Below are 23,985 nucleotides of genomic sequence, written 5' to 3'. Positions count from 1 at the left end.
GGAAGTCGGCCACAGCTTCCGCGACCCTGCCGACTACCGTCCGACCGGGGTGAATAGGCTACCTTCTGGTCATGGCTGAGATCGTGTACCCGCCGGTGATCGCCACCGCGCGGACCCTCTTTCGCGTGCTCGACTACCGCTTCCACATAGAGGGGACCGAGCATATCCCGCGCACCGGAGGTGCGGTGCTGGTCAGCAACCACATCAGCTATCTCGACTTCATCTTCGCCGGGTTCGGGGCGGTGCCCGCCAAGCGGCTGGTGCGGTTCATGGCCAAGCAGGACGTGTTCGAGAACCGCATCTCGGGGCCGCTGATGCGCGGCATGCACCACATCCCGGTCGACCGGGGCGCGGGCGCGGGGTCGTACGCGACGGCGCTGCGCATGCTGAAGGCGGGAGAGGTGGTCGGCGTCTTCGCCGAGGCGACGATCAGCCGGTCGTTCACGGTCAAGGAGATCAAGAACGGCGCCATCCGCATGGCTCAGGCGACCAAGGTCCCGGTCATCCCGATGGCGTTGTGGGGGAGTCAGCGGATCTGGACCAAGGGCCGGTCCAAGCAGCTCACTCTGCGGCACGTACCCATCACGATCCTGATCGGGGAGCCCATCCACCCCAAGCGCGGCGAGAATGTCGACCAGCACGTCGCCGACCTGCACGCGCGGATGTCGGAGCTGGTGGACCGGGCCCAGCGCACCTACCCGGAGATCCCGCCGGGCGTGTGGTGGCAGCCCCAGCACCTCGGCGGCACGGCTCCCACGCCGGAGGAGGCCGCCGCCATGGACGCCGCCGAGGCGGAGGCCCGCGCCAAGCGCGGCGAGGAGGAATAACGACCGGTCAGATCGCCGCGGGGTAGCTGCTGGCGCGCATGCCGGCCAATAAGCCGGCGGTCTGCTCGGGCGTGAAGCGGCGTACCGGGTCGTGGTGGAGCAGGCCCTCGATGAGGGGCCGCATCACCCCGGCCCGGCGCGGGGGCGGGTAGCCGCCGCTCCTGGCCATGCCGAGCACCGTGGCCGCGTCCTGCCCGGGGTAGGGCGGCTGGCCCTCGATGGCGCTGTAGAGCGTGGCACCGAACGACCACATGTCGGCCTCCTTGCTGGCCGGGCCGCCGTGCAGCCGCTCGGGGGCCATGAACGCGGGCGTGCCGCGCAGCCGCCGGGACGTGGTCATACGGATGTCGCCCTCGACCGTGGCGATGCCGAAGTCGGTCAGCACTACGCGGTCGCCGGTCAGCATCACGTTGGCCGGCTTCACGTCGCGGTGCAGCACCCCTGCCTGGTGGGCGGTACGCAGCGCGGCCAGCAGGTGCTGGCCGATCGCCGCCACCGACTGCGCGGGCAGCGTCCCCACCTGGGAGAGCAGCTGGTGCAGTGAGAGGCCGTCGAGGTACTCCATCACGATCCAGAGCTTGCCGCCCTCTTCGATGAGGTCGTGGACCGTGACGATGTTCGGGTGGGTGAGCCCAGCGGCCATCCGCGCTTCACGGAGGACCCGGCGGCGGACCATCTCGGCCTCACCGCTGAGGGTCAGCTCCTTGAGCGCCACCTCCCGGTGGAGAAGCTGGTCGAAAGCCCGCCAGACGACTCCCATACCTCCACGACCGGCCTCCTCGTTAAGGAGGTACCGTCCGCCGATCTCCCGCATGCCATCCCCTCATTGCTCGGGGTAATCATGTCATCTCGAGGTAGGCCAAAGTGTGACTAACGTGATCTGAATGTGTCGGGAACGGAAGGTGCGCTGGTCAAAGGGTGGGAAATTCGATCGTGTAAGGCGCGCCACACGAGCCCCACGCCCACCAAGCAGACCCCTGTGGCGCCCAGAAGCACGGCGGTCAGCCCCGCGAGTTCGGCCACCACGCCACCTAGGGCGGCCCCCACCGGCATCCCGCCCATGCCGATCAGCCGATAGGCGGAGTTGACCCGGCCGAGCAGTTCGGGCGGGATCAGCCGCTGCCGCGTGGAGATGACCAGCACGTTCGCGACGGCCCCGGTGACACCCCACACCACGGAGGTCGGATACAGCAGCCAGGCGACGGGCCACACCACCGGCACGAGGTACAGCAGGGCGCTCACCAGCCAGGCGCCGACCAGCGTCCGGCCCTCTCCGAGCAGCCCGGAGGCCCGCTCCGAGACCAGCGATCCGGCCACCGCGCCGACGGCCATCGCGGTCATCATCAGGCCGTACCCGCTGGGGGACAGCCCGATCCGCGACCCGTCGCCGACGGCCCACAGCACGAACACCCCGAAGTAGGCGGCGCTGGCGAAGTTCAGCAGGCCGGCCGAGACGGCCAGCGTCCGCAGGAACCGCTGGGACCACAGATAGCGCTGGGCGGCCACGATGTCGCGCAGCAGCGAGCGCCTGGGGCCCGCTGTGGCGGCCGTTCCGTAGGAGCCCCTCATGCCCAGCAGGAGCAGGCCCGCGGCGCCGTACAGGAGGGCTGGAGCGCCGAAGACGGCGGCGGGCAGCAGCGTGACCAGGAGGCCCGCGATCGGCGCGCCGGCGAACTCGTTGCCGATCATCTGGACGCTCTGCACCCGCCCGTTCGCCGCCGTGATGCGCTCCGGCGGCACCGCCATCGGCAGCACCGACTGGGCCGAGGTGTCGGCGAAGACCTCGGCCACGCCCGCGATCAGTACGGCGGCCAGCACGACCCACAGGTTGACCAGCCCGAGCAGCCCGAGCGCGGCCGTCGCCGCGAGTACGGCGGAACGGGCGAGGTTGGCCAGCACCATGATCCGTCGGCGGTCGAGCCGGTCGGCGATCGCGCCCGCGTGCAGAGCGAACAGTAGCCACGGCAGCGTGGCGGCGGCGCCGGTCAGCGACACCAGTGTGGGGGAGCGGGTCATCGACACGGCCAGGAGGGGCGCGCCCACCTTGAGCACCCCGTCGGCCAGGTTCGAGAGGGCGGTCGACGACAGGAGGAAGCCGAACGATCGGCCGAGACGTGGCATGGGTCACTCCGCTAGTGTGTAAGGAAAACTATGCACAGATTTCTTTGCAAAGATAGGTGTGCACAGCCATGGAGAGCAAGCACTATTCGGCCAGGGCGCTCGACGCGAACGCGCTGAAGTCGTTCGCGCACCCGCTGCGACTGCGCATCTACGAACTGCTCGACGAGCACGGCCCCTCGACGGCCACCCGGCTGGCCGGACTGCTCGGTCAGAACACCGGGGCGACCAGCTACCACCTGCGTGAGCTGGCCCGGCACAGCATGATCGAGACGGTCCCCGAGCTGGGCAAGGGCAAGGAGAAGTACTGGCGGATCGTGCCGGGCGGCTTCTCCTACGGCGATCCCTCGACCGACCCGTCGGCCGACGCCGAGACGGTCGACGCGTTCGCCCGGCTGCTCGACGACCTCATCCGGCAGCGCGGCGCCGAGTTGGCGCGCTGGCGGGAGGAGGAGGCGACGACTCCCGAGGAGTGGGTGCGGGCCAGCGGGTTCGGCCGGCGGTCGATGCGGCTCACCGTGGCCGAGACGACGCGGATGCGCGAGGAGGTGTTCGAGGTCCTGGAGAGGTACCGGGCCGTGGCGGACCGCAGAGACCTCGAGTCCCCGGGCGCTCCGGACCCGGAGACCGGTCGCGTGGTGGTCCACTTCGACGTGCTACCGGTAGGGATCAAGGACTCCTAGGGACATCCCTAGGCCAAGCCCTGTCGCGACGCCGCCGCTCGCCGCCTAATGTCCTGCATCAAGCTTCCGTCCCCCGTCCGCATGCCGGGCGCGGCGCCGCCGACGGAGCGGGCGATGCTCGGCGGCGCCGCCGCCCTCGTCATGTCGCCGACCTCCGAGTCCGCCGGACATAGGGCTCGGAATGGCAGGCGCCCCCGTCCCGGGCTGGAGGGACGGGGGCGTTTGCCGTGCCCGGACGGGGCTGGTCGATCAGTATGAGTTAGGTTAGCCTCACCTTAAAGGATCGAGGTGGAGCTGACGATGATCGAGCCCTTTCGCATGTTCGACGTACGCGTGAACCGGTTAGCACGCCTGAGCCCGACGTTCCTGCGCGTGACGTTCGAAGGGGAGGACCTGCACCACTTCGCGGACAACGGGTTCGACCAGCGGATCAAGCTCATCCTGCCGGTCGACGGGCACGGGCTGGAGCACCTGCCCAGCGGCCCCGACTGGTTCCCGCGCTGGCGCGGCCTGCCCGAAGCGCTACGTAACCCGCTCCGTACCTACACCGCCCGCCTGGTACGCCCCGAGGCCCGCGAGGTGGACGTGGACGTGGTCATGCACGACCACGGCGACGGCCCGGTGGCCCGCTGGGCGGCCGATGTGCGGCCCGGGGCCGTCGCGGTGCTGCTCGGCCCCGACGCCCGGCACGACGGGCCGCACGGCGGCCTGGAGTTCCATCCGCCCGCGGACACCGGGGCGGTGCTGATCGCCGGCGACGAGACCGCGGTCCCCGCGATCTGCTCCATCCTCGAACGGCTGCCGGCCGGCTACGAGGGCGAGGCGCTCATGGAGGTGCCCTGCGCGGACGACTTCCTGCCCGTCGAGACGGCGAGCGGTGTGAAGGTCACCTGGCTGGCCCGCGCCGACGAGGAGCGCGGCGCCCTGCTGGTGCCCGCCGTCAGGGCCGCCGCCGACCGGCTGCTCCCGCCGCTGCCCACCCCGGACTCCTTCCAGGACATCGATGTAGATGTGGAGGAGCTGTGGGAGGTGCCCGAGGAGGCGCCGTACGGCCCGCTGTACGCCTGGCTGGCCGGCGAGGCGGCCGTGATCAAGTCGCTCAGGCGGCACCTGGTCGCCGAGCGGGGGATGGACAAGCGGGCCGTGGCCTTCATGGGCTACTGGCGGCTGGGCCGCGCCGAGCACAACGAATAAGGGAGTCCCCAGTAATGACCCGCGTCCTGTACGCGCTCGCCGCCATGACCCTCGCCCTGGTCACCGGATGCGGCTCCGCCACGCCCCAGGCCCCCGTGGCGGCGGCCTCCGCCTTCTCCGCCACCCTCGATCACAAGTACGGCAGCACCACGATCACCGCCAAGCCCAAGCGGATCGTCACCGTCGGCCTCGTCGAGCAGGACGCCCTGCTGGCCCTCGGCATCGTGCCCGTCGCCACCACCGAGTGGCTCGGCGGGTATCCCGGGGCCATCGGGCCCTGGGCCAAGCCCAAGCTCGGCTCCGCGGCGGTCCCGCAGGTGCTGAAGGACACGGGCAGCGGCCCTCAGATGGAGAAGATCGCGGCCCTGCGGCCCGACCTGATCCTGGCCCTGTACTCGGGGCTGACCCAGGAGCAGTACACCACCCTGTCCAAGATCGCACCCACCGTGGCGCAGCCCAAGGAGCACATCGACTACGGGATCTCCTGGCAGGAGGTGACCAAGCAGGTCGGCGCGGCCGTGGGCGAGGCAGCCAAGGCGGACGCGCTGGTCAAGCAGGTGGAAGACCGGTTCGCCGCCGTACGGAAGGAGCATCCGGAGTTCGCCGGACAGACCGGGCTCATGGGCACGGTCTACGAGGGCTACTTCGTCTTCGGCAGCCAGGACCCGCGCTCCCGCCTGCTCACCTCGCTCGGCTTCAAGCTCCCCGCCGACCTGGACCAGGCCATCGGCGACAAGTTCGGCGCCAACATCAGCCGCGAACGCCTCGACCTGCTCGACACCGGAGCGCTCCTCTGGAGCGTGACCAACCCCGACAAGGACAAGGCCACACTGCGTGCCGACGCCGTCTACAAGGGGCTCAAGGTGGTCAAGGAGGGACGCGAGGTGTTCCTGAAGGACGGCACCGACTTCGGTAACTCGGTGTCCTTCCTGACCGTGCTGAGCCTGCCGTACGTGCTCGACACGCTGGTGCCGCGGCTCGCGGCGGCCGTCGACGGGAACCCGGCGACCGAGGTCGGGCTGCCCTCGTGACCCGGCGGGCCGTCCTGGTGGCGGCGTCGGCCGGCGCCCTCGCCCTGATCTGCCTGCTGTCGCTGGCCCTGGGCGCCCGCCAGATCCCCCTGGGCGAGGTGGTCAGGGCGCTGGGCGGCCTGGGCGCGGGCCAGGAGACGCGGGAGGTGATCTGGTCCGTACGCGTGCCGCGGACGCTGCTCGGCGCGCTCGCCGCGGCGGCACTCGGCCTGTCCGGCACGCTCATGCAGGCGCTCACCCGCAACCCCCTCGCGGACCCCGGGGTGCTCGGCGTCAGCGCGGGCGCGGCGTTCGGCGTGGTGATCTCCATGGCCGTCCTCGGCATCAGCGCGTTGTCCGGGTTCGTGTGGTTCGCGTTCGCGGGCGCGCTGCTGGCGAGCCTCGTCGTGTACGCGATGGCCGGCATGGGCCGTGACGGGATGGCACCGGTCAAGCTGGCCCTGGCCGGGGTGGCCGTCACGTTTCTGCTCAGCTCGGTCACCAGCGCCATCGTGCTCGTCGATCCCGAGTCGCTGAACCGGTACCGGTTCTGGTCCGCCGGGTCGCTGTCCGGGCACGGCTCCGGCGTACTGCCGCAACTGCTGCCGTTCATCCTGGCGGGGGCCGTGCTGGCGATCACCTGCGCGCCCGCGCTCAACAGCCTCGCGCTCGGCGACGACGTGGCCCGCGGGCTGGGCCGCCGGGTGGGCCTCGTGCGCCTCCAGGGCGCCGCGGCCGTGATGCTGCTCACCGGCGCGGCGGTCGCCGCCATCGGACCCGTCGTCTTCGTCGGTCTGGTCGTGCCGCATCTGGCGAGGGCCGTCGCCAGGCGCGCTGGGGCCGAGACCGACCACCGGCTGCTGCTGCCCCTGTCGGCGCTGCTCGCGCCGTGCCTGCTGCTGGCCGCCGACATCCTGGGCCGCCTCGTCGTGCCGCCGATCGAGGTGCAGGCCGGGCTGCTGGTCGCGTTCATCGGCGGGCCGTTCTTCATCGTGCTGGCCCGGCGCCAGCGGCTGGCGGAGCTGTGATGAGCCAGCTGACCTTCCGCCTCTCCACGCCGCCCGTGTCGGGCGTGCTGCGCCCTCGGGTCGTCGTGGTGTGCCTGGCGCTGGCCGCCGTGACGTTCCTGGCCTTCTGCCTCGGCATCGGGCTGGGGGAGTTCCCGCTCGGGCTCGGCGAGGTCGTCCAGTCCCTGCTCGGCACCGGCGACCAGGGCATCCTGTTCGTCGTACGGGAGCTGCGCCTGCCCAGGGCGCTGACCGGGCTGCTCACCGGTGCCGCGTTCGGGCTGTCCGGCGCCCTGTTCCAGACCATGACCCGCAACCCGCTGGCCAGCCCCGACATGATCGGCGTCACCCAGGGAGCGGGCGTCGCCGTGGTGGCCGGGATCGTGCTCGGCGTCGGATCCGGGCCCGGTGTCCAGGTGCTCGGCTTCTCGGGGGCCGTGCTCGCCGCGCTGCTGACGTACCTGTTCGCCTGGCGGCGCGGCACCACCGGGTATCGGATCGTGCTGGTCGGCATCGGCCTGTCGTGGATCTTCGCCAGCGCCACCGAATACCTCATGGTCACGAGCAACACCTTCCAGGCCCAGGCCGCGCTCGGCTGGCTCTTCGGCAACCTCAACGGCCGTACCTGGAGCCAGGCAGTGCCGCTGGCGCTCGCCCTGGCCGTGCTCACGCCCGCCGCGCTCCTGCTCGGCCGCTGGAGCCGGGCGCTGCAGCTCGGCGACGAGGTGGCCGTGGTGCTCGGCGCGCCGGTGCAGCGGGCGCGGCTGACGCTGCTGCTGGTGGGCGTCGCGCTGGTCGCCTTCGGCACGGCCGCCGCGGGGCCGATCGCGTTCGTCGCGCTGGCCGCGCCGCAGATCGCCCAGCGGCTGGCCCGCACCGCCTGGCCGCCGCCGGTCGCCTCGGCGCTGGCCGGGGCGTTCGTGGTCCTGGCGGCCGATCTCATCGCGCGCCGCCTCATCCCGGACGTGGAGCTGCCCGTCGGCGTGGTGACCGGCGTGCTCGGGGCGCCGCTCCTGCTCTGGCTCCTCGCCCATGGTCGCCGCGCCTAGCGTCGTCCCACGGGGGCGCTGGTGATCGAGGCCATCCGCGCTCAGACGTCATAGCGCACGCCGGTGCGCGTTCGCTTTCGAGAACGCGCACCGGCGTGCCGTGGGGCTATCGGGCCGCGTTCAACGCGTCGACGATGCCCGAGCCGTAGAAGCCGTTACGCGACCTGCCGCCCTCGCAGGTGTGCGTGGCCGTCGTCGTCGTACCGTCCGGCAGGATGCGGTTGTAGGTGAACGCCCGGGGCTCCGGGCACGGGGTCTTGGTGGCGGTCGCCTTCAGCGCCGCCTCCACCGCGTCCGGGTTCATGGTCAGACCGCCGTGAGCGCGGTCGCGGTGGCCGAACCGGCTGACGATCAGCGCCGCCACGCCCGCGGCCCGCGGCGAGGCCATCGAGGTGCCCTGCAGGTAGGTGTAGTACCCGCAGACCGAGCCGCGGCAGTCGCGCACCACGGACGGGGTGTTCGGCGTGCCGTCGGGGTTGAGCTGCCCGTTCTCCTCGGCCAGCGACTTCGGATAGGCCGCCAGCGTCGCCCTGGTCACATCACGCGTGTTGGCCGGGTTGTCGTAGGCGTCGCCGCCGGGCGAGGCCACGTCCACGTAGCCGTTGCCGTAGTCGGAGTAGTACGCCTTGCGCTTGCTGATGCCGGTGGACGACACCGCGATCACGTGGTTGCCCTCGCTGGGCATGGACACACAGCTCGGCGGGATCGTCCGGTCGTACGGCGCCTCGCCGGGCACGCTGGCGAAGTCGGGGCTGGAGCCGTCGACGAGCTCCTTGGTGTAGTCGGTGCCGCCGTTGCCCGCCGCGGACACCAGCGTCACGCCCCTGTCGTGGGCGTAGTTCAGCGCCCGCTGGGTCGCCTTGATGATGGTGGCCTGCTCCACGCGGTCGGCGGGGGAGTCGGCCGGGTTGTCCACGCAGTTGAACAGCCACGGGTCGATGTAGTAGCTCATGTTGACCACGTCGATGCCGTGGTCGCCCGCGTACGTCAGCGCGTCCACGCTCGGCTGCAGGAAGAAGAAGCCGGAGTCCTGGCCGACCCGGAGGTTGACGATGGACACCTTGGGCGCCACACCGGACACGCCGAGCCGGTTGATGGGCGAGGCGATGGAGGAGGCCACGTGCGTGCCGTGCTCGTTCTCGTCCACGTCCGCGGGGTCGGTGCAGGAGTGGTCCGGCTCGGCCTCGCAGGGCCCGTCGACCGGCTCGCCGTTGGCGTCGACCGGGATGTCGACCGTGAAGTTACGGCTCAGAGCCCGATTGAAATTGGGTGCTATATCCGGATGCGAGGCGTCCACGCCGGTGTCCAGGATGCCGACCAGCACCCCCGGGTCGCCCTGCTCGTAGCGGTAGGAGCCGTTGGCCGTGGCGTGGATCTGCTTCATGTCCCATTGCAGCTCCGACAGCGGCTCGGCCGTCGGGCCCGGCTTGCCGAAGGTGGTGGCGGCGGGGGCACCGTCAGCGGCCTTCTCCACGGCGTCGCCGGCCTTGCGCGCCTTGGCGGCGGAGCGGGCGGCGGACGGGACCGTTCCGATGGAGCGGTTGTGCGCCACGCCCTCGATCGAGGCGCTCGCGGCGACAGCGCCGGCGAAGCCCGTGTTGGTGGTGGAGACGGTGGCCACGCCGACCGCGGTGTTCTCCTTGACCACCGTGCCGCCGGCCGCCTGGACGGCCTTGCGGGCGACGTCCGGCTGCACCCCTTCCTTGTATAAGACGATGTATTCGGTTGCCGAGGCGGTAGAGGTCCGGACTGCCTGGGCGGGGCTGACCATAGCGGTAGCCACGAGGGTGCAGGCGGCCAGGACGATGACACGCTTCACGCGTACCTCCGGGCGTAGTTGTATATGTCCACCAATCTGGACATGTTTACCGGCTACGTCCATAGGTCCCGCCTACCTCATAAGGTGTGCTCGATGAGGCATATCGCGTTCGAGCGCCTGCACAACTTCCGGGACCTGGGCGGTTACCGTACCCGCGACGGTCGTACGGTGCGCTGGAGGCGCCTGTACCGTTCCGATTCCCTGGCCAAGCTCCAGGGCGAGGACTGGCGGCGCTTTCTCGACCTGGGCGTGCGTACGGTGATCGACCTGCGCTACCCGTGGGAGATAGCCGCCAGGGGCCGCGTACCGGACAGCGACGGCCTGACCTACCACAACCTCAGCATCGAGCATCAGCCCTACGACCAGGCCGAGCTGGGCGCGGACATCGACACCGCCCGCTTCCTCGCCGACCGGTACGCCGAGGTCGCGCTGGACGGCGTCGAGGAGTTGGGGCAGGCACTGAAGGTGATCGCCGCCGAGGAGAGCGCTCCGCTCGTCATGCACTGCGCCTCGGGCAAGGACCGTACCGGGTTGCTGGCCGCGCTGGTGCTGTCCCTGCTGGGGGTGGACGAGGAGACCATCGTCGAGGACTTCGCCCTCACCGAACTGGCCACCGAACGGCTGGTCGCCGACTGGCGGGCGGCCCATCCGGACCGGACGCTGAAGTGGCCGGGCTACGGCCGCGCGCCGGGTGAGATCATGCGGCTCTGCCTGGCGGACCTGGCGGCCGGCCATGGCTCCGTACGGGACTACGCGGCCGACCGGCTCGGCGTCGACGACGAGCTGATCACGGCGCTGAGAGAGCATTACTTGATGACACCCACGACCTGATATGGTCGCGTTCATGGTCTACATGTTCGTCCGTCTGCGGACTGTCTGAGACGGTGTGTCGCGCCGATCACTCTGTGATCGGCGGTTGAGGCGATCCTGCTGCTAGCCGTTGCGGTGGAGATTCCGCGCGCCACGTTTCGCCCGACCAGACCCGTCACCATCACACCCGCCGGTTGACACCCAGAGTCGCGTTCCGGCTCTGGCGGTCCGCCTTGGCCTGGCCCCGCTGCCACCGCGTCTGTGATCGCTTTTGTGATCATCGCCGGACTTCGGCGAGCTCACCGGCGGGCATGTCCACCATCTTTCATCAGCGGCTCAACGCGCCGTGCCGACATCACGCGTGTTCGCCGCGCCTCAATGCGATCGGACTGATCCACGTGTCATCTATCTCAACCAGCCCGTCAAGCCCTCGACCGGCGTCCGATGCCGCCGCCCCCACCTTCGTGCTGGTCCACGGTTCCGGCTCCAGCTCCTTCATGTGGGCCCCCGTCCAGCGTGAACTCGCGCTGCTCGGCCACCGTAGCTTCGCCGTCGACCTGCCGGGGCATGGCCTCGACGCGCAATATCCGGTCGCCTACCAGGCCCCGCAAGACCTCTCCGCCTGGGCGGACGAGCCGTCGACGCTGGCCGGGGTGACCCTACGGGACAACGTCGACATGGTCGTCGACGTCGTCCGCCGCGTGGCCGCACACGGGCCGGTGGTGCTGGTGGGTGCCAGCCTCGGAGGGACGACCATCAGCGGGGTGGGCAACACGGTGCCCGATCTGGTCGATCGGCTCGTGTACATCTCCGCGTGGTCCTGCGTGGACATGGCCAACCCCATCGAGTACATGCAGCGGCCCGAGTTCGGCGCCAACCTGCTGGCCCCCCTGGCCGCGTTGAACGTCGGGGACCCGGCTCAACTCGGTGTCGGCCGGGCCAACTACCGCACCGCCGACCCGGCCCTGCTCGCCGCTCTGAAGGCGGCGATCATGGCGGACGCCACCGACCAGCAGTTCCGGGCCTTCCTCAACATCCTGCAGCCGGACGAGTCCATCGCGGTGATGATGTCCGATGCCCGCGTCCACGCCGACACCTGGGGCACGATCGCCCGCAGCTACATCCGTCTCACCGGCGATCTGTCGCTTCCGATCGCGATGCAGGACAGGCTGATCGCCGAGGCGGACGCGCTTACTCCCGACAATCCCTACGACGTTCACACCCTGGACACGACGCATGTCGGGTTCCTGTTCAGAGCAGCGGAGGTGGCCGCCATCCTCGACAAACTCTCGGTCTAGCGACTGGGCGGAGGCTTGGGCTGGTCGCCGGCTGGCGGGCGGCCCAAGCTCCATACCACGGTAATAGGGGCAAACTGGCTTATCCCCGGACGGCGTCGGCGCGCCTACCGTGACAGCACCCCCACTGTCCGAGGAGACCCGATGCACAAACCCCTGCGTCTCGCGCTCTCTCTCATCCTCACCGTCGCGTTCTTACTGGCCGCCTCGCCCGCACAGGCCGCGCCCCTGCTCAGAACCCTCCGGTACGACGCCGGCCGCGCGGCCGAGTTCCGCGGCGCGGTCGATCAGGCCGCGCAGATCTGGAACTCCAGTGTCACGAACGTCCGCCTCGTCGCAGGCACCCCCGCCGACTTCGTCGTCGTCGCCGACAACGGCTGGCCCCGCACCCTGCCCACGAGCCTGGGCCGGGGCACCATCTGGATGGGCAGGGAGGCCACCTCACAGGGCTACAACCCCGTGCGCATCGCGGCCCACGAGATCGGCCACATCTTAGGCCTGCCCGACCGGCGCACCGGCCTCTGCCCCGACCTGATGTCCGGCTCCAGCGCTCCGGTGAGCTGCACGAACGCGAATCCGAGCGCGGCCGAACGGGCCCAGGTCGACCGGAACTTCGCCGGCGCTACCCCGGAGGTCGAGTTCGGCCGGGTGCTCGTGGACCGCTGAACCGGTCAACGGTCACCGACCCGACCTGACCGAGTAGAGCGACAACACCGGGTCAACACGGTATCTACACGATCTGAACGGGCTTACTACCGGTCACCGCCACTCTTGATCTCGGCCGCCAGAAGAGTCTGGCGGCCGACGTCGACGGGGAGCCGGTGGGAGCGCGGTGTTGAGAACTCGTTGGACCCTGACCGCGGTGTCAGCGATGGCGGCCATGACCTTGTCATGCCTCGCCGTCCCGTCCTGGGGTGCGGCCCCCGGACGGGGAGCGCGGGCCGCCGGTCCTGAGCCCCAGGTGACCGAGGCCGAAGCGGCGCGGTCGGCCCGTGAGTCGGGGCAGCCGGTGGAGGTCCTCGGCCTGCGCGGCGAGAGACGTGAGGTGCGGGCGCAACCACAGGGCGGGTTCGTCGCGGTCGAGCACCTGATGCCGGTCCGTACCTTGAAGGACGGCACGTGGGTCGGCATCGACACCACCCTGCGGAGGGATCCCGACGGGTCCATCCGGCCCGCGGCCACCACTGTCGATCTGCGGCTGTCCGGCGGCGGCGACGCGCCCATGCTGTCGATGACCCGAGCGGGCCGCCGGATGTCGCTGTCGTGGCCCGGCCGCCTGCCCGCACCCGAACTCGACGGTGACACCGCGGTGTACCGGGGCGTGCTCGGGCCCGACGTCGACCTGCGGGTCCGGGCCACCGCGGACGGCGCGTCCCATGTGCTGGTGGTGAATACGCCGGAAGCGGCGCGCGATCCCCGGCTGGCCAAGCTCCAGTACGGGTTGTCGGCGCCGGACCTGCGGATGGCGGCGGACCCGCGAGGCGACCAATCGGCACTCGACCCCGTGACGGGCGCCGAGGTGTTCAGGGCGCCGCCGCCGAAGATGTGGGACTCGAGCGAGCCCGCCGGGGCCCTGGCCGCCGCTTCGGCCACGCCCGGGAACGGAGGACTGCGCAGGCCGTCGGCGGCGGCGCCGGGGGACACCTCACGCGTCGCGGTGATGAAGACGAGCGCCGACGCCGGGCGCATGACGCTCGAGCCGGACCAAGGGCTGCTCACCTCCCCGGACGTGAAGTTCCCGATCTACATCGACCCCATGTGGTACGCGCCCGGCGAGTCCGCCAAGCTGATGGTCTCCAGCGGAGGCTGGGAGGACCACACCTTCACCGACGAGGGCATGGGGCGCTGCCCCATCAGCCTGCCCCCGGCCGGCGCCTACTGCGGCAGCTCCCACGTCAAGCGGCTGTTCTACCGGATGCCGACCAGCCGTTTGGCGGGCAAGCAGATCCTGTCGGCGGAGTTCTCGGTCAAGGAGACCTGGGCGCCATCCTGCGACGGGCGATCGGTGCACATCTATCGGACCACCGCGTTCGGCAAGAACTCGACCTGGAATTCGACCTCCGACAACTGGGCGGACTACCTCACCTACCGGGACGTCGCCAAGGGCCATTCGAGCAGCTGCCCGGCGGGCGACGTGGTCTTCAACGTGGAGTCGGCCGTCATGGAGGCCGCGAAGAAAGGCTGGTCGAGTACGACGTTCGGCCTGCGGGCCGGGCACGAGGACGACGAGTACGGCTGGAAGCGGTTCGACGGAGACGCGACTCTACGCGTGTACTACAACAGCACCCCGCCGCAGCCGCAGATGAAACAACTGCACTCCAGCCCCGGTGGCCCCTGCCCGGCCTACGGCCACACCACGCCGGTGAACCGGCTGCCGATGCTGTACGCCGACAACCTCACCGACCCCGACAACAGCGGCGCCGAGGGGGAGAAGCTCAATGCCGAGTTCCTGGTGTCGTGGAAGGACACCGCCGGCACCGAGCACCAGTGGCGCACCACCAGCCCCAAGAAGCAGTCGGCCAAGGGCTCGCACCGTTCGTCGTTCTCGGCGCAGGTGCCTTCGGGCCTGATCCCGGTGAACACGGACTTCAACTACCAGGTGCGCGCCTACGACGGCGTGGCGTGGAGCCCGTGGAGCTCGGGCGGCGCCGCCACCAGCTGCTACCTGCGCTACGACCCCACAGCGCCCCGCACCCCCGTGGTCGGCTCGCCCGAGTACCCGGAGCTGAACCCCGACGACCCGGACGTGAGCGCGCGCGACGGCGTCGGCCGCTACGGGTCGTTCACGATCACCTTCGATCCCGAGGCGACCAAGTACGCCTACGCGCTCAACACCACCCCAGCCCCCGCCTCGGCGCTCACCCGCGCCGCCAACCCGCAGACGGTCCAGGTGGTCCCGACGCATCCCGGCGTCAACACCCTGTACATCACCGTGTGGGACGCGGCGGGGAACTTCTCGGTCGGCGACTACCGGTTCTGGGTGAGCGAGGGCGCCCCGGAGAAGACACGATGGAAACTTGACGAACCCGCCGGCTCCACCACGCTCACAGGTGAGACCCCGGGGATCGCGGCCCGGTCCGGCGCCGGGGCCACCCTCGGCGTGGAGGGCAAGGCCGGCAACGGACTCAGCCTGGACGGCTACGCCGGTGGCTACGCCGCCACCGACCTCGCCGTCGCAGACACCACGCAGAGCTTCACCGTCTCGGCATGGGTCCGGCTGCGCAAGAACGACGCCTTCTACAACGTTCTGGCGCAGGACGCGTCCGTCCAGAGCGGTTTCCAGCTCGGCGTGAACCCCGCCCCCAGTTCATGGGTGTTCAAGACCCCGGCGAACGACGTGAAGGGCGCAAGCGGTCCGTGGACGGGGGCGATCGCGCCCACGCCGCCGGAGCTGAACGTCTGGACCCACCTGACCGGCGTGTACGACGCGCCCGCCAAGATGCTCCGGCTGTACGTCAACGGCACCAAGGCGGCCGAGACCCTGGTCACCTCTGTACTCGATGCCAGGGGCGCGTTCCAGATCGGGCGCAGCCTGTACGACGGCGGGTACGCGAACAACTGGCCGGGCGACGTCGATGAGGTCGAGGTGTTCGCCGAGGCCCTGTCCGACGCCGACGCGGCGGGTCTGGCCGCCGGTTCCACACCGGAAGGCCGGAAGCTCGCGGCGCACTGGCGGCTCGAGGAGCCGGCCGGCAACGAGCGGGTCTACGGCGAGGGTGGCGGCCCTCTGCCCGCCACCGCGCAGGGCAGCGCCACTCTCGCGGTCCCCGGCCAGATCGGCACGGCCATGCAGCTCACCGGCCCCGCCGCGTACGCCTCCACCGCCCGCCCGGTGCTGAACACGACCGGGAACTTCGCCGTCGCCGCCTGGGTGAAGCTGCCGACCACCGCCGCCACGGACATGACGATCGTCAGCCAGGACGGCGCCAACCAGAGCGGCTTCTACCTCAAGTACCGGGCCGCCAACAAGAAGTGGGCGTTCATGCGGACGGCCGCCGACATCACGGCTCCGACGACGCTCACCGCGTATTCGGCCGCCACGGCGACGCTCGGCCAGTGGACTCACCTGGTCGGGGTCCAGGACGTCGTGGCCGGGAAACTCCGGATCTACGTCAACGGCGTCGAGAGCGGCTCCAACGACCTTCCACCGGTGTGGCAGGCCGGAGGCGGGCTGCAGATCGGCCGGTCCAAGTGGAACGGGGCAGCGGTCGACTATGTGACGGGCGCGATCGACGACGTGCGGGTCTACGACCGGATCGTCTCGGTCGAGGAGGCGCAGGACCTGTTCGCCGTCAAGTCCGACATCTTCGGCCGCTGGCGGCTCAACACCTCGACCGGCACCCCGGCGACCAGCCCCGACTCCGCGCCGGTGGCCGTCAAGCACCCGGTGACGCTGGCCGGCGCCGCGAAGATCACCACCGATCCCGCCCTGGCCGTCGTGACCCCGCCCGACGGCCAGGTGGCCGGGGCGCTCGACCTCCCCGGCGGCGACGGGGACTACGCCGCGGCCGACGGGGCGGTGGTGGACAGCGCCGAGAGCTTCACGGTGTCGGCGTGGGTGCAGACGGCGGGCACTCCCACCAGGTCCATGACCGTGCTCGGCCTCGCCGGCGCCACCAACAGCGCCGTGGCGGTGCGCTACGACGCCGCCAAGGGCTGCTACGTCCTGGACGTACCCAGCGTGGACGGTGCGGGCGCGACCACCGCGACGGTGGAGCACTCCAGCTTCCACCAGGGCGGCTTCGGCGACTGGGACCACCTGGCGGTCGTCTACGACGGCTTCAACAGCCGGATCACGCTGTACGTCAACGGCGTGCGGGAGGACGCCGCCGAGGCCCCGACGGTGTCCTACCGCGAGAACACCCGGGTCTTCGCGCCCATCACCTCAGTGCAACTCGGGCGGGCCAGAACCGGCGGCGCCTATCCAACGGGCCAGAACTGGCGCGGCCAGCTGGACGACGTCTGGGTGCTGCGCGGCGCGGCCACCGAGGAAGAGATCGCCTACCTGGCCAACCCGACCGAGATCGACGAGCTCTAGCCGTGGAGGAAGTTGTGCGTAGCGGCAATGGCATAAAGCGCCGGCGGCGTTCTCCGCGCCTGGTCGCGACCGTGACGGCGCTCCTCGTGTGTGCGGGGCTGCTGGCGGCGGTGCCCGTCGAGGCTCCGCCGGTGGCGGCGGACACCGCACGGCTGCTGCCCAAGCCGGCGGACCCCGACAAGACGGTGGCCGGGCACGAGGTGAAGGTCAAACCGCGCACGGTGGACGCGTCCGTGGCCCACCCGACGCCCTCCGCCACCGTGACGTGGCCGAAGGCGGGGGTCGCCGAGGTCTCCCTGCCCGCCGCCGCGCCCGGCCTCCGTAAGTCGGCCTCCACGGCTGCCGCGAAGGCGGGCACACTCCCGGTCTGGGTCGGTGCCGTCTCGCCCACTGGTGCCGCCACCGCCTCGTCCGCCACCCCCGGCAAGGTGCGGGTGCGAATGCTGGACCACGCGACAGGGCGGCGCGCCGGCGTCGACGGGGTGGTGTTCTCCGTCGAGCAGGCCGGTGCCGCGCCGGTCCCCGGAAAGATGGCCGTGCGCCTGGACTACTCCGGGTTCGCCCGCGCGTACGGCGCCTCCTACGGCTCCCGCCTGCGGCTGGTACGGCTGCCCGCCTGCGCACTCACCACGCCGGACGCCGCCGGCTGCCGTACGGCGACCCCGGTGGCCTCGGCCAACGACACCGAGCACCAGACCGTGAGCGCGGAGGTGACGACCGCGTCGGCGGACGGCGCGGCGACGGTGCTGGCCGCCGCGGCGGCGCCCTCCAGCGGCAAGGGCGACTACAAGGCGACGTCGCTGTCGGCGTCGGCGACGTGGGGGGTCGGCCCTCAGTCCGGCGACTTCACCTGGTCGTACCCGATGCGGGTGCCGCCGGTGCCGGGCGGGCTGGCCCCGGACGTCGGCCTGTCGTACTCCTCCTCGTCCATCGACGGCCGGACCTCCAACACCAACACCCAGCCGTCCTGGGTGGGCGACGGGTTCGACCTGTGGCCCGGTTACATCGAGCGGCGCTACAAGTCCTGCAAGGACGACGGCGTGCCGAAGAACACCACGCTCGACCTCTACCCCGGCGACCTGTGCTGGGGCTACGACAACGCCACGATGACGCTGAACGGCAAGGGCGGCGAGCTCATCCCCGCGGGCGGCGACAAGTGGCGGATGAAGAACGACGACGGCACCCGCATCGAGAAGCTGACCAGCGCCTCCCTCGACAACGGCGACAACGACGGGGAGTACTGGAAGGTCACCACCCCCGACGGCACCCAGTACTTCTTCGGGCTGAACACGCTGGCCCTGGAGAACCCGCAGACCCAGTCGGCCTGGACGGTTCCGGTGTTCGGCGACGACGACGGCGAGCCGTGCCACAAGTCCGAGTTCAAGGACTCCTGGTGCCGGCAGGCGTGGCGGTGGAACCTCGACAAGGTCGTCGACCGAGACGGCAACGCCATCACCTACTTCTACAAGCAGGAGACGAACCACTACGGCCGCGACCTCAAGGCCGAGGACGAGACGTCGTACGTACGCGGCGGCTACCTCGACCACATCGACTACGGCCTGCGCTCCGACAACCTGTTCCCGGGCAAGGCTCCGGCACGGGTCAGCTTCGAGGTCTCCGAGCGGTGCCTGCGCTCCGCGGACGCCGACTGCGCGGCGGACAAGATCAAGGACCACCCGGAGTACTGGGAGGACGTGCCCTGGGACCTGCACTGCGACTCCGGACAGGAGTGCAAGGAGGACCACGGCAACCTCTCGCCCACGTTCTGGACCCGTAAACGACTGACCATGGTCAAGACCCAGGTCCTCAAGGCGGACGGCAGCGACTACCGCCCGGTGGACTACTGGGAGCTGAAGCACGCGTGGGGGATGGCCGACGTCGACCGGCAGTTGCTGCTGACGTCCATCGTCCACACCGGTCTCGCCGGACCGGACCCGGTCGAGCTGCCCCCCGTGTCGTTCGTCTACACACAGAAGCCGAACCGGGTGGACAAGCTCGGCGACGACCTCGGCCCGTTCGTGAAGGACCGGCTCGGCACGGTGTACAACGAGTTCGGCGGGGTCCTCGACATCAAGTATTCCGACGCGGACTGCACCACGAGCGACCTGCCGACCCCGCAGACCAACCGCCGTCGCTGCTTCCCCACGTACTGGACGAAGACCGACGGCGAGAGCGAGAACCCGACCCTCGACTGGTTCCACAAGTACGTGGTGACCGAGACAGTACAGACCGATCTGACCGGCGGGTCGCCGGACATGGTCACCAGGTACGACTACGGCGTCGGGCACGCCGCCTGGCACTTCGACGACGACGACGGGCTCACGCCCGAGAAGTACAAGACGTGGTCGCAGTGGCACGGCTACGACCAGGTACGGGTGATCAGCGCGGCCACCAGTGGCGCGCCCGGCCAGGTCGACCACTGGTACTTCCAGGGCATGGACGGCGACCGCCTGAACACCTCTGGCGGCGAGAAGGACGTCAAGGTCTCCGACGACGAGGGAGGCAGCTATCCCGATCACGAGTCCCTGCAGGGATTCGAGGTCCGCACCGTGACCTACGACAAGGCCGGCGGCAGCGTCGTGTCCAAGAGCGTCGCTTCGCCGTGGCACTCCCAGACCGCCTCCCGCACCCGCTCGTGGGGAACCGTCACCGCCAACCTGATCGGCACCAAGACCACCCGGAAGCTGACCGCGCTCGACGACGGGAGCTGGCGGGAGACCAAGGCCACCACCAACACCTTCGACGCCACGACGGGCGCGCCGACGCAGGTCGACGACTTCGGCGACGTCACCACCGACGCCGACAACCGATGCACCACCACGACGCTTGCGGCGCAGAACACCACCGATTGGCTGGTCGGCTTCCCGGCGCAGGTGCGGACGGTGGCGGCGTCCTGCGGTCAGTCCGTGGACCTCAGCAAGCAGCTCATCTCCGACGGGCGCACCTACTACGACGGCGGGGCCTTCGCAGCGGCGCCGACCAGGGGGCTGGTCACGGCGACCGACAAGGTCGCGGCCACCGGCACCACCAGCACCGCCGTGCGCTACGTGCCGGCTGCCAAGACCGTCTACGACGCCTACGGCAGACCGAAGGCCGTGACCGTGGTCGACAACACCACGGCCACCCCCGTCGAGCGCACGACGACCACCGTCTACACCGAGAGCGGCGGCCTGACCACCAGGGCGACGGTTACGGGCCCGCCGGTCAAGAGCGGGGACGCCGGCTCGGCGATGACCACGATCACCGAGCTCGATCCCGCCTGGGGGAGTGCCCTCAAGTCCACCGACGAGGGCGACAAGACGACGGTCTTCTCCTATGACGCCCTCGGCCGGGTGAGCAGGGTGTGGGCGCCGGGCCGCGACACCGACCAGCTTCCGAACCGGCAGTTCGGCTACCAGACGGTGGCCGGCCAGATCACCGCGATCTACACCAAGGAGCTCAACAACGACGGTGGCCAGGACACCGCGTACGAGCTGATGGACGGCTGGCTGCGCTCCCGCCAGACCCAGCAGCCCGGCCCGGACGGCGGCCGCCTGATCAGCGACACCTTCTACAACGCCCAGGGCAGCGTGGACCGGACCTACGCCCCGTACTACGCCGACGACGCCCCCGGCGCGTCCCTGTTCGGCGTGGACACCCCGGGCCAGGTGGAGAGCCAGACCGCCTACACCTACGACGGGCTCGGCCGCGTCGTCGCCGAACGGCTGCTCGCGGGCAACAGCGACGCCGGGGAGAAGTGGCGCACCACCTACGCCTACGGCGGTGACTGGACGACCGTCACCCCGCCCGCCGGCGGTATCCCCACGACCACCGTGGTCGACGCCCTCGGCAGGAAGGTCGAGGTCCGCCAGCACAAGCCGGGCGGCTACGACTCGACCTCCTACAGCTACACCCCCAGGGGACAGCTGGCGTCGATCAAGGGGTACGGCGGCCACACCTGGACGTACGACTACGACCTGCGCGGTCGCCAGATCCAGGTGTCCGACCCCGACAAGGGTGTCACGAAGTACGCCTACGACGACCTCGACCAGTCCGTCCAGGCCGAGGACGCGCGGGGCAAGAAGATCGGCACCACCTACGACCCGATCGGCCGCCAGATCGCCCGGTACGACACGACGAGCGGCAGCCCCGGCGCCAAGCTCGCCGAGTGGACGTACGACACGGTACGCAAGGGACAGCCGACCGCCTCCATCCGATACGAGAACGGCGCCGTCTACACCGAGGCGGTCAGCTCCTACGACAACCAGAACCGGCCGACCCGCACGACCGTGACCCTGTCCGGCCTCCCCGCGGCCGAGTCGGCGCTCGCGCCGTCCGCCGGCTACCAGTTCAACACCGTCTACAACCTCGACGGGAGCGTGCAGTCGGTCAGCAGCCCGGCGGTCGGCGGGCTGCCGGCCGAGGTGGTCGCCACCACGTATGACGAGCTCAGCCGTGCGGTGAAGCTGACGAGCAACCTGGCGACGTACGTCATCGGGAGCGACTACAGCAAGACCAGCAAGCTGCTGGGCAGGCGGCTGTCCACCGGAGGCAAGCAGGTCGATCAGACCTACGGGTACGAGTTCGGCACCCAGCGGCTGAAGACCAGCACCACGGTCCACGCCGGCATGCCGGGTGTCGACCGCGACGCCACCTACGACTACGACGACGCGGGCGACATCACGCGGATCATCGACGTCTCCCGCGACGGTACTGACAACCAGTGCTTCCGCTACGACTACCTGAAGCGGCTCACTGACGCCTGGACCCAGGCGAGCGACGGCTGTGCGACCGATCCCGGCTCGGCGACCCTGGGCGGCCCCGCGCCGTACCGGACCGCGTACACCTTCGACGCCTCCGGCAACCGCGCCACCGAGACGCAGTACGACACGTCCAACAAGCTCGGCACCACGCGCACCTATGCCTACGCGGGTGGCACCGGCGTCGGTACCTCGTACAAGGGGCACCAACTCGCCACCGTCACCACCCAGACCGGGACAGGTGGGCGTACCGACAGCTACGCCTACGACGCCACCGGCAACACCACCAGGCGGACTACAGCCGCAGGCGACCAGACGCTCTCCTGGGACGTCGAAGGCCATCTCACCAAGGTGGCCGACGCGGGCGCCGGTGAGACCAGCTTCGGCTACGACTCGGACGGCGACCGGCTGATCCGCCGCGACCCGACCGGGACCACGGTCTACCTCCCAGGGCTCGAGGTGCGCCTCAACAAGGGAGCCACGACCACCCAGGCCACCCGCTACTACAGCCACGACGACGTGACCATCGCCATGCGCACCACCGCGGGGGTCACCTTCCTGTCGCCCGACCACCAGGGCACCGGCGAAGTGGCGATCGACGCTGCCACCGGCGCGCTGAGCAAGCGGCGGTACACCCCGTTCGGCCAGCCGCGCGGCATCGCCGTCGGCGCCTGGCCGGGGGAGAGGGGCTTCGTCGGCGGCACCATCGACTCCAGTACGTCCCTCACCCACCTCGGCGCTCGTGAGTACGACGCGGACATCGGCCGCTTCATCTCCGTCGACCCGCTGTTCAACCTCGGCTACCCGCAGAGCTGGGACGGCTACTCCTACGCCAACCAGACCCCCGTCACCCAGAGCGACCCCGACGGCCTCGACGGCCCGCTCCGCGGCAATCCGAACTGCTACTACGCCAACAAGGGATGCCCGCACTCGAACCCCGGAGGAGGCAACAACGGCTCTGGCGGCGGCAGCAGCGGTGGTGGCGGTGGTGGCCATAGCGGTGGTGGTGGTGGCAACTGGTTCGTCAAGCATCTCCTCAAGCCGGCCTGGAACGCCTACGTAGGCGCCGAGATGTGGGGCTTGCAGAACGGCGCACTCGGCCCTCTCGGATCTATTGCAATGATCCCTGGAGCCGAAGACAAGATCGCTCATTGGTTGGGGGCAGACCCTGGCTCCAACTGGTACAAAGCGGGCAAACTAGCGCCAGACATCGCCCTTTCCGTGATCGGTGTCGCAAGCCTGGCCAGATCAGCGATAAAGCTTGGGCTTGCCGGGCTGACCAGATACGCCGCGGCGAGGGCAGCGGGCATGACGGGCCGCGAGATCGCCGGACAGGTCTTCCAGAAAGGGGCGACCTCCGCCGCTCGCGGTGCGGGCAGGATCCGATCGGGCATAAAAGCCGCCGGCAGGGCGATCGGCCGAGGCTGTAAAGGCAACAGCTTCGTCCCCGGCACGAAGGTGTTGATGGCGGACGGATCCGCCAAGCCCATCGAGCGTGTCGAGGTGGGCGATTGGGTCCTGGCCGCCGACCCGGGCACCGGCAGTACACAAGCGAAACAGGTCACCGCTTTGATCGTCGGTGAGGGCGTCAAGCACCTCGTCAAGATCACCGTGGACATCGACGGCGACCGAGGTGATCGCACCGGTAGCGTCACCGCGACCGAAGGCCATCCGTTCTGGCTGGACGACCTGCGCGAGTGGCGTGACGCGGACCGGCTGCGGCCGGGCATGTGGCTCCGCACCAGTGCCGGCACCCACGTCCAGATCACCGCCGTCCAGAAGTGGACGACGACCCAACGCGTCCATAATCTCACCGTCGATGACCTGCACACGTACTACGCACAAGCAGGCGCCACAGCCCTCCTCACCCACAATTGCCCTCCAGTAGGCGGTGGAAGTCCGGCGGGTGGCGCGGCTCCTACGCAGAGGGTTTATGGACCATTTCATAGAATTGAGACACCCTCGCAGCCTCCCGAAGTGGCAAGAATGCAGGTGGAGAGTCAGGAAATGTGGGGGAAGACGCCGCGAAACGGCATGGTTCCCACGGTTCAGGCGTACCACGGACCTCTCCCTGAAGGCGCGACAGGCATAGAGTTCTACACGACGGTGCGGCCATATGCTTTCAATGGCCCGGACCTCAGGTGGTATTCGGGAATGCCTGGCGTGCGGACGGAAGATGATTTCGCCAAGATCAGCTGCGTCGTGACTCTCAATACACAGTGCTAGCGCTGTCGCAACGTCACCAAGTCGTGCCGATCGGCAATCGATTCGCTGCCGGCGATGTTGTGGAGCGTTGACCGGCGAGCGCAGTGCGGGGAACCGATCGAACGGGTTCCCCGCACACGTTTCGACTCGCATCGACAACTCGATTCCACGAAATGGAGGCGTTAGGCGAC

At 70.0% G+C, this 23,985-nt stretch carries 14 protein-coding genes; 11 read left to right on the top strand and 3 right to left on the bottom strand.

The genetic code is table 11. The features are described from left to right. Positions 1-71: 71 nt before the first annotated feature. Positions 72-827 (top strand): lysophospholipid acyltransferase family protein, encoded by a 756-nt coding sequence (locus AB0L53_RS01375; protein WP_363988706.1) that lies wholly within the window; start codon positions 72-74, stop codon positions 825-827. Between the two features lie 7 nt (positions 828-834). Here the strand turns inward: AB0L53_RS01375 and AB0L53_RS01370 are convergent, their stop codons facing one another. Both AB0L53_RS01370 and AB0L53_RS01365 read right to left on the bottom strand, forming a co-directional pair. Continuing rightward, a complete protein-coding gene (locus AB0L53_RS01370; RefSeq protein ID WP_357945775.1) occupies positions 835-1,641 on the bottom strand; it encodes a serine/threonine-protein kinase in 807 nt (268 codons plus the stop codon). A gap of 56 nt (positions 1,642-1,697) precedes the next feature. Continuing rightward, complete coding sequence (locus tag AB0L53_RS01365; RefSeq protein WP_363988703.1) at positions 1,698-2,948, bottom strand: MFS transporter; 1,251 nt, start codon at positions 2,946-2,948, stop codon at positions 1,698-1,700. A 68-nt stretch (positions 2,949-3,016) separates the two neighbouring features. Here AB0L53_RS01365 and AB0L53_RS01360 point away from each other — a divergent pair, with 68 nt between their 5' ends. From AB0L53_RS01360 to AB0L53_RS01340, 5 genes are all read left to right on the top strand, one after another. Then, positions 3,017-3,628 carry a helix-turn-helix domain-containing protein gene (locus tag AB0L53_RS01360; protein WP_363988701.1) on the top strand — a complete coding sequence of 204 codons (612 nt, stop codon included), beginning with the start codon at positions 3,017-3,019 and terminating at the stop codon, positions 3,626-3,628. A 300-nt stretch (positions 3,629-3,928) separates the two neighbouring features. After that, positions 3,929-4,822 (top strand): siderophore-interacting protein, encoded by an 894-nt coding sequence (locus tag AB0L53_RS01355; RefSeq protein WP_363988698.1) that lies wholly within the window; start codon positions 3,929-3,931, stop codon positions 4,820-4,822. A gap of 14 nt (positions 4,823-4,836) precedes the next feature. Continuing rightward, complete coding sequence (locus tag AB0L53_RS01350) at positions 4,837-5,853, top strand: iron-siderophore ABC transporter substrate-binding protein (protein WP_363988695.1); 1,017 nt, start codon at positions 4,837-4,839, stop codon at positions 5,851-5,853. After that, a complete protein-coding gene (locus AB0L53_RS01345) occupies positions 5,850-6,860 on the top strand; it encodes an iron ABC transporter permease (protein WP_363988692.1) in 1,011 nt (336 codons plus the stop codon). Before AB0L53_RS01350 ends, AB0L53_RS01345 begins: the two co-directional genes overlap by 4 nt. Continuing rightward, positions 6,860-7,888, top strand: coding sequence for an iron chelate uptake ABC transporter family permease subunit (locus AB0L53_RS01340; protein WP_363988689.1), 1,029 nt, complete (start codon positions 6,860-6,862; stop codon positions 7,886-7,888). Before AB0L53_RS01345 ends, AB0L53_RS01340 begins: the two co-directional genes overlap by 1 nt. Before the next feature lie 106 nt (positions 7,889-7,994). Here the strand turns inward: AB0L53_RS01340 and AB0L53_RS01335 are convergent, their stop codons facing one another. Then, a complete protein-coding gene (locus tag AB0L53_RS01335; RefSeq protein WP_363988686.1) occupies positions 7,995-9,707 on the bottom strand; it encodes a S8 family serine peptidase in 1,713 nt (570 codons plus the stop codon). Between the two features lie 93 nt (positions 9,708-9,800). On the opposite strand from AB0L53_RS01335, the gene AB0L53_RS01330 reads away from it, so the two are divergent. The 5 genes from AB0L53_RS01330 to AB0L53_RS01310 all read left to right on the top strand — a co-directional run bounded on the left by AB0L53_RS01330 (position 9,801) and on the right by AB0L53_RS01310 (position 23,815). Then, positions 9,801-10,538 carry a tyrosine-protein phosphatase gene (locus AB0L53_RS01330; RefSeq protein ID WP_363988684.1) on the top strand — a complete coding sequence of 246 codons (738 nt, stop codon included), beginning with the start codon at positions 9,801-9,803 and terminating at the stop codon, positions 10,536-10,538. 377 nt (positions 10,539-10,915) lie between these two features. Then, the gene (locus AB0L53_RS01325) at positions 10,916-11,815 is read left to right on the top strand and encodes an alpha/beta hydrolase (protein WP_363988681.1); all 900 of its coding nucleotides are present in this window, start codon (positions 10,916-10,918) and stop codon (positions 11,813-11,815) included. 141 nt (positions 11,816-11,956) lie between these two features. Continuing rightward, complete coding sequence (locus AB0L53_RS01320) at positions 11,957-12,478, top strand: snapalysin family zinc-dependent metalloprotease (protein WP_363988678.1); 522 nt, start codon at positions 11,957-11,959, stop codon at positions 12,476-12,478. Between the two features lie 205 nt (positions 12,479-12,683). Beyond that, on the top strand, positions 12,684-16,850 hold the full coding sequence (locus AB0L53_RS01315) for a LamG domain-containing protein (RefSeq protein ID WP_363990313.1): 4,167 nt from the start codon (positions 12,684-12,686) through the stop codon (positions 16,848-16,850). A 71-nt stretch (positions 16,851-16,921) separates the two neighbouring features. Next, positions 16,922-23,815, top strand: a complete 6,894-nt coding sequence (locus AB0L53_RS01310) for an RHS repeat-associated core domain-containing protein (RefSeq protein WP_363988675.1) — start codon at positions 16,922-16,924, stop codon at positions 23,813-23,815. Positions 23,816-23,985: the final 170 nt, after the last annotated feature.

Source organism: Nonomuraea sp. NPDC052129 (assembly GCF_040680095.1).
Classification (GTDB): Bacteria; Actinomycetota; Actinomycetes; order Streptosporangiales; family Streptosporangiaceae; genus Nonomuraea.
Note: the sequence above shows the minus strand (reverse complement) of the source record. Positions and strands in the feature narration are given on the sequence as shown.

Excerpts from the sequence above, each read along its gene's own strand:
- AB0L53_RS01375 (WP_363988706.1), top strand. The coding sequence starts at position 72 with ATGGCTGAGATCGTGTACCCGCCGGTGATCGCCACCGCGCGGACCCTC.
- AB0L53_RS01370 (WP_357945775.1), bottom strand. The coding sequence starts at position 1,641 with ATGCGGGAGATCGGCGGACGGTACCTCCTTAACGAGGAGGCCGGTCGT.
- AB0L53_RS01365 (WP_363988703.1), bottom strand. The coding sequence starts at position 2,948 with ATGCCACGTCTCGGCCGATCGTTCGGCTTCCTCCTGTCGTCGACCGCC.
- AB0L53_RS01360 (WP_363988701.1), top strand. The coding sequence starts at position 3,017 with ATGGAGAGCAAGCACTATTCGGCCAGGGCGCTCGACGCGAACGCGCTG.
- AB0L53_RS01355 (WP_363988698.1), top strand. The coding sequence starts at position 3,929 with ATGATCGAGCCCTTTCGCATGTTCGACGTACGCGTGAACCGGTTAGCA.
- AB0L53_RS01350 (WP_363988695.1), top strand. The coding sequence starts at position 4,837 with ATGACCCGCGTCCTGTACGCGCTCGCCGCCATGACCCTCGCCCTGGTC.
- AB0L53_RS01340 (WP_363988689.1), top strand. The coding sequence starts at position 6,860 with ATGAGCCAGCTGACCTTCCGCCTCTCCACGCCGCCCGTGTCGGGCGTG.
- AB0L53_RS01330 (WP_363988684.1), top strand. The coding sequence starts at position 9,801 with ATGAGGCATATCGCGTTCGAGCGCCTGCACAACTTCCGGGACCTGGGC.
- AB0L53_RS01320 (WP_363988678.1), top strand. The coding sequence starts at position 11,957 with ATGCACAAACCCCTGCGTCTCGCGCTCTCTCTCATCCTCACCGTCGCG.
- AB0L53_RS01315 (WP_363990313.1), top strand. The coding sequence starts at position 12,684 with ATGGCGGCCATGACCTTGTCATGCCTCGCCGTCCCGTCCTGGGGTGCG.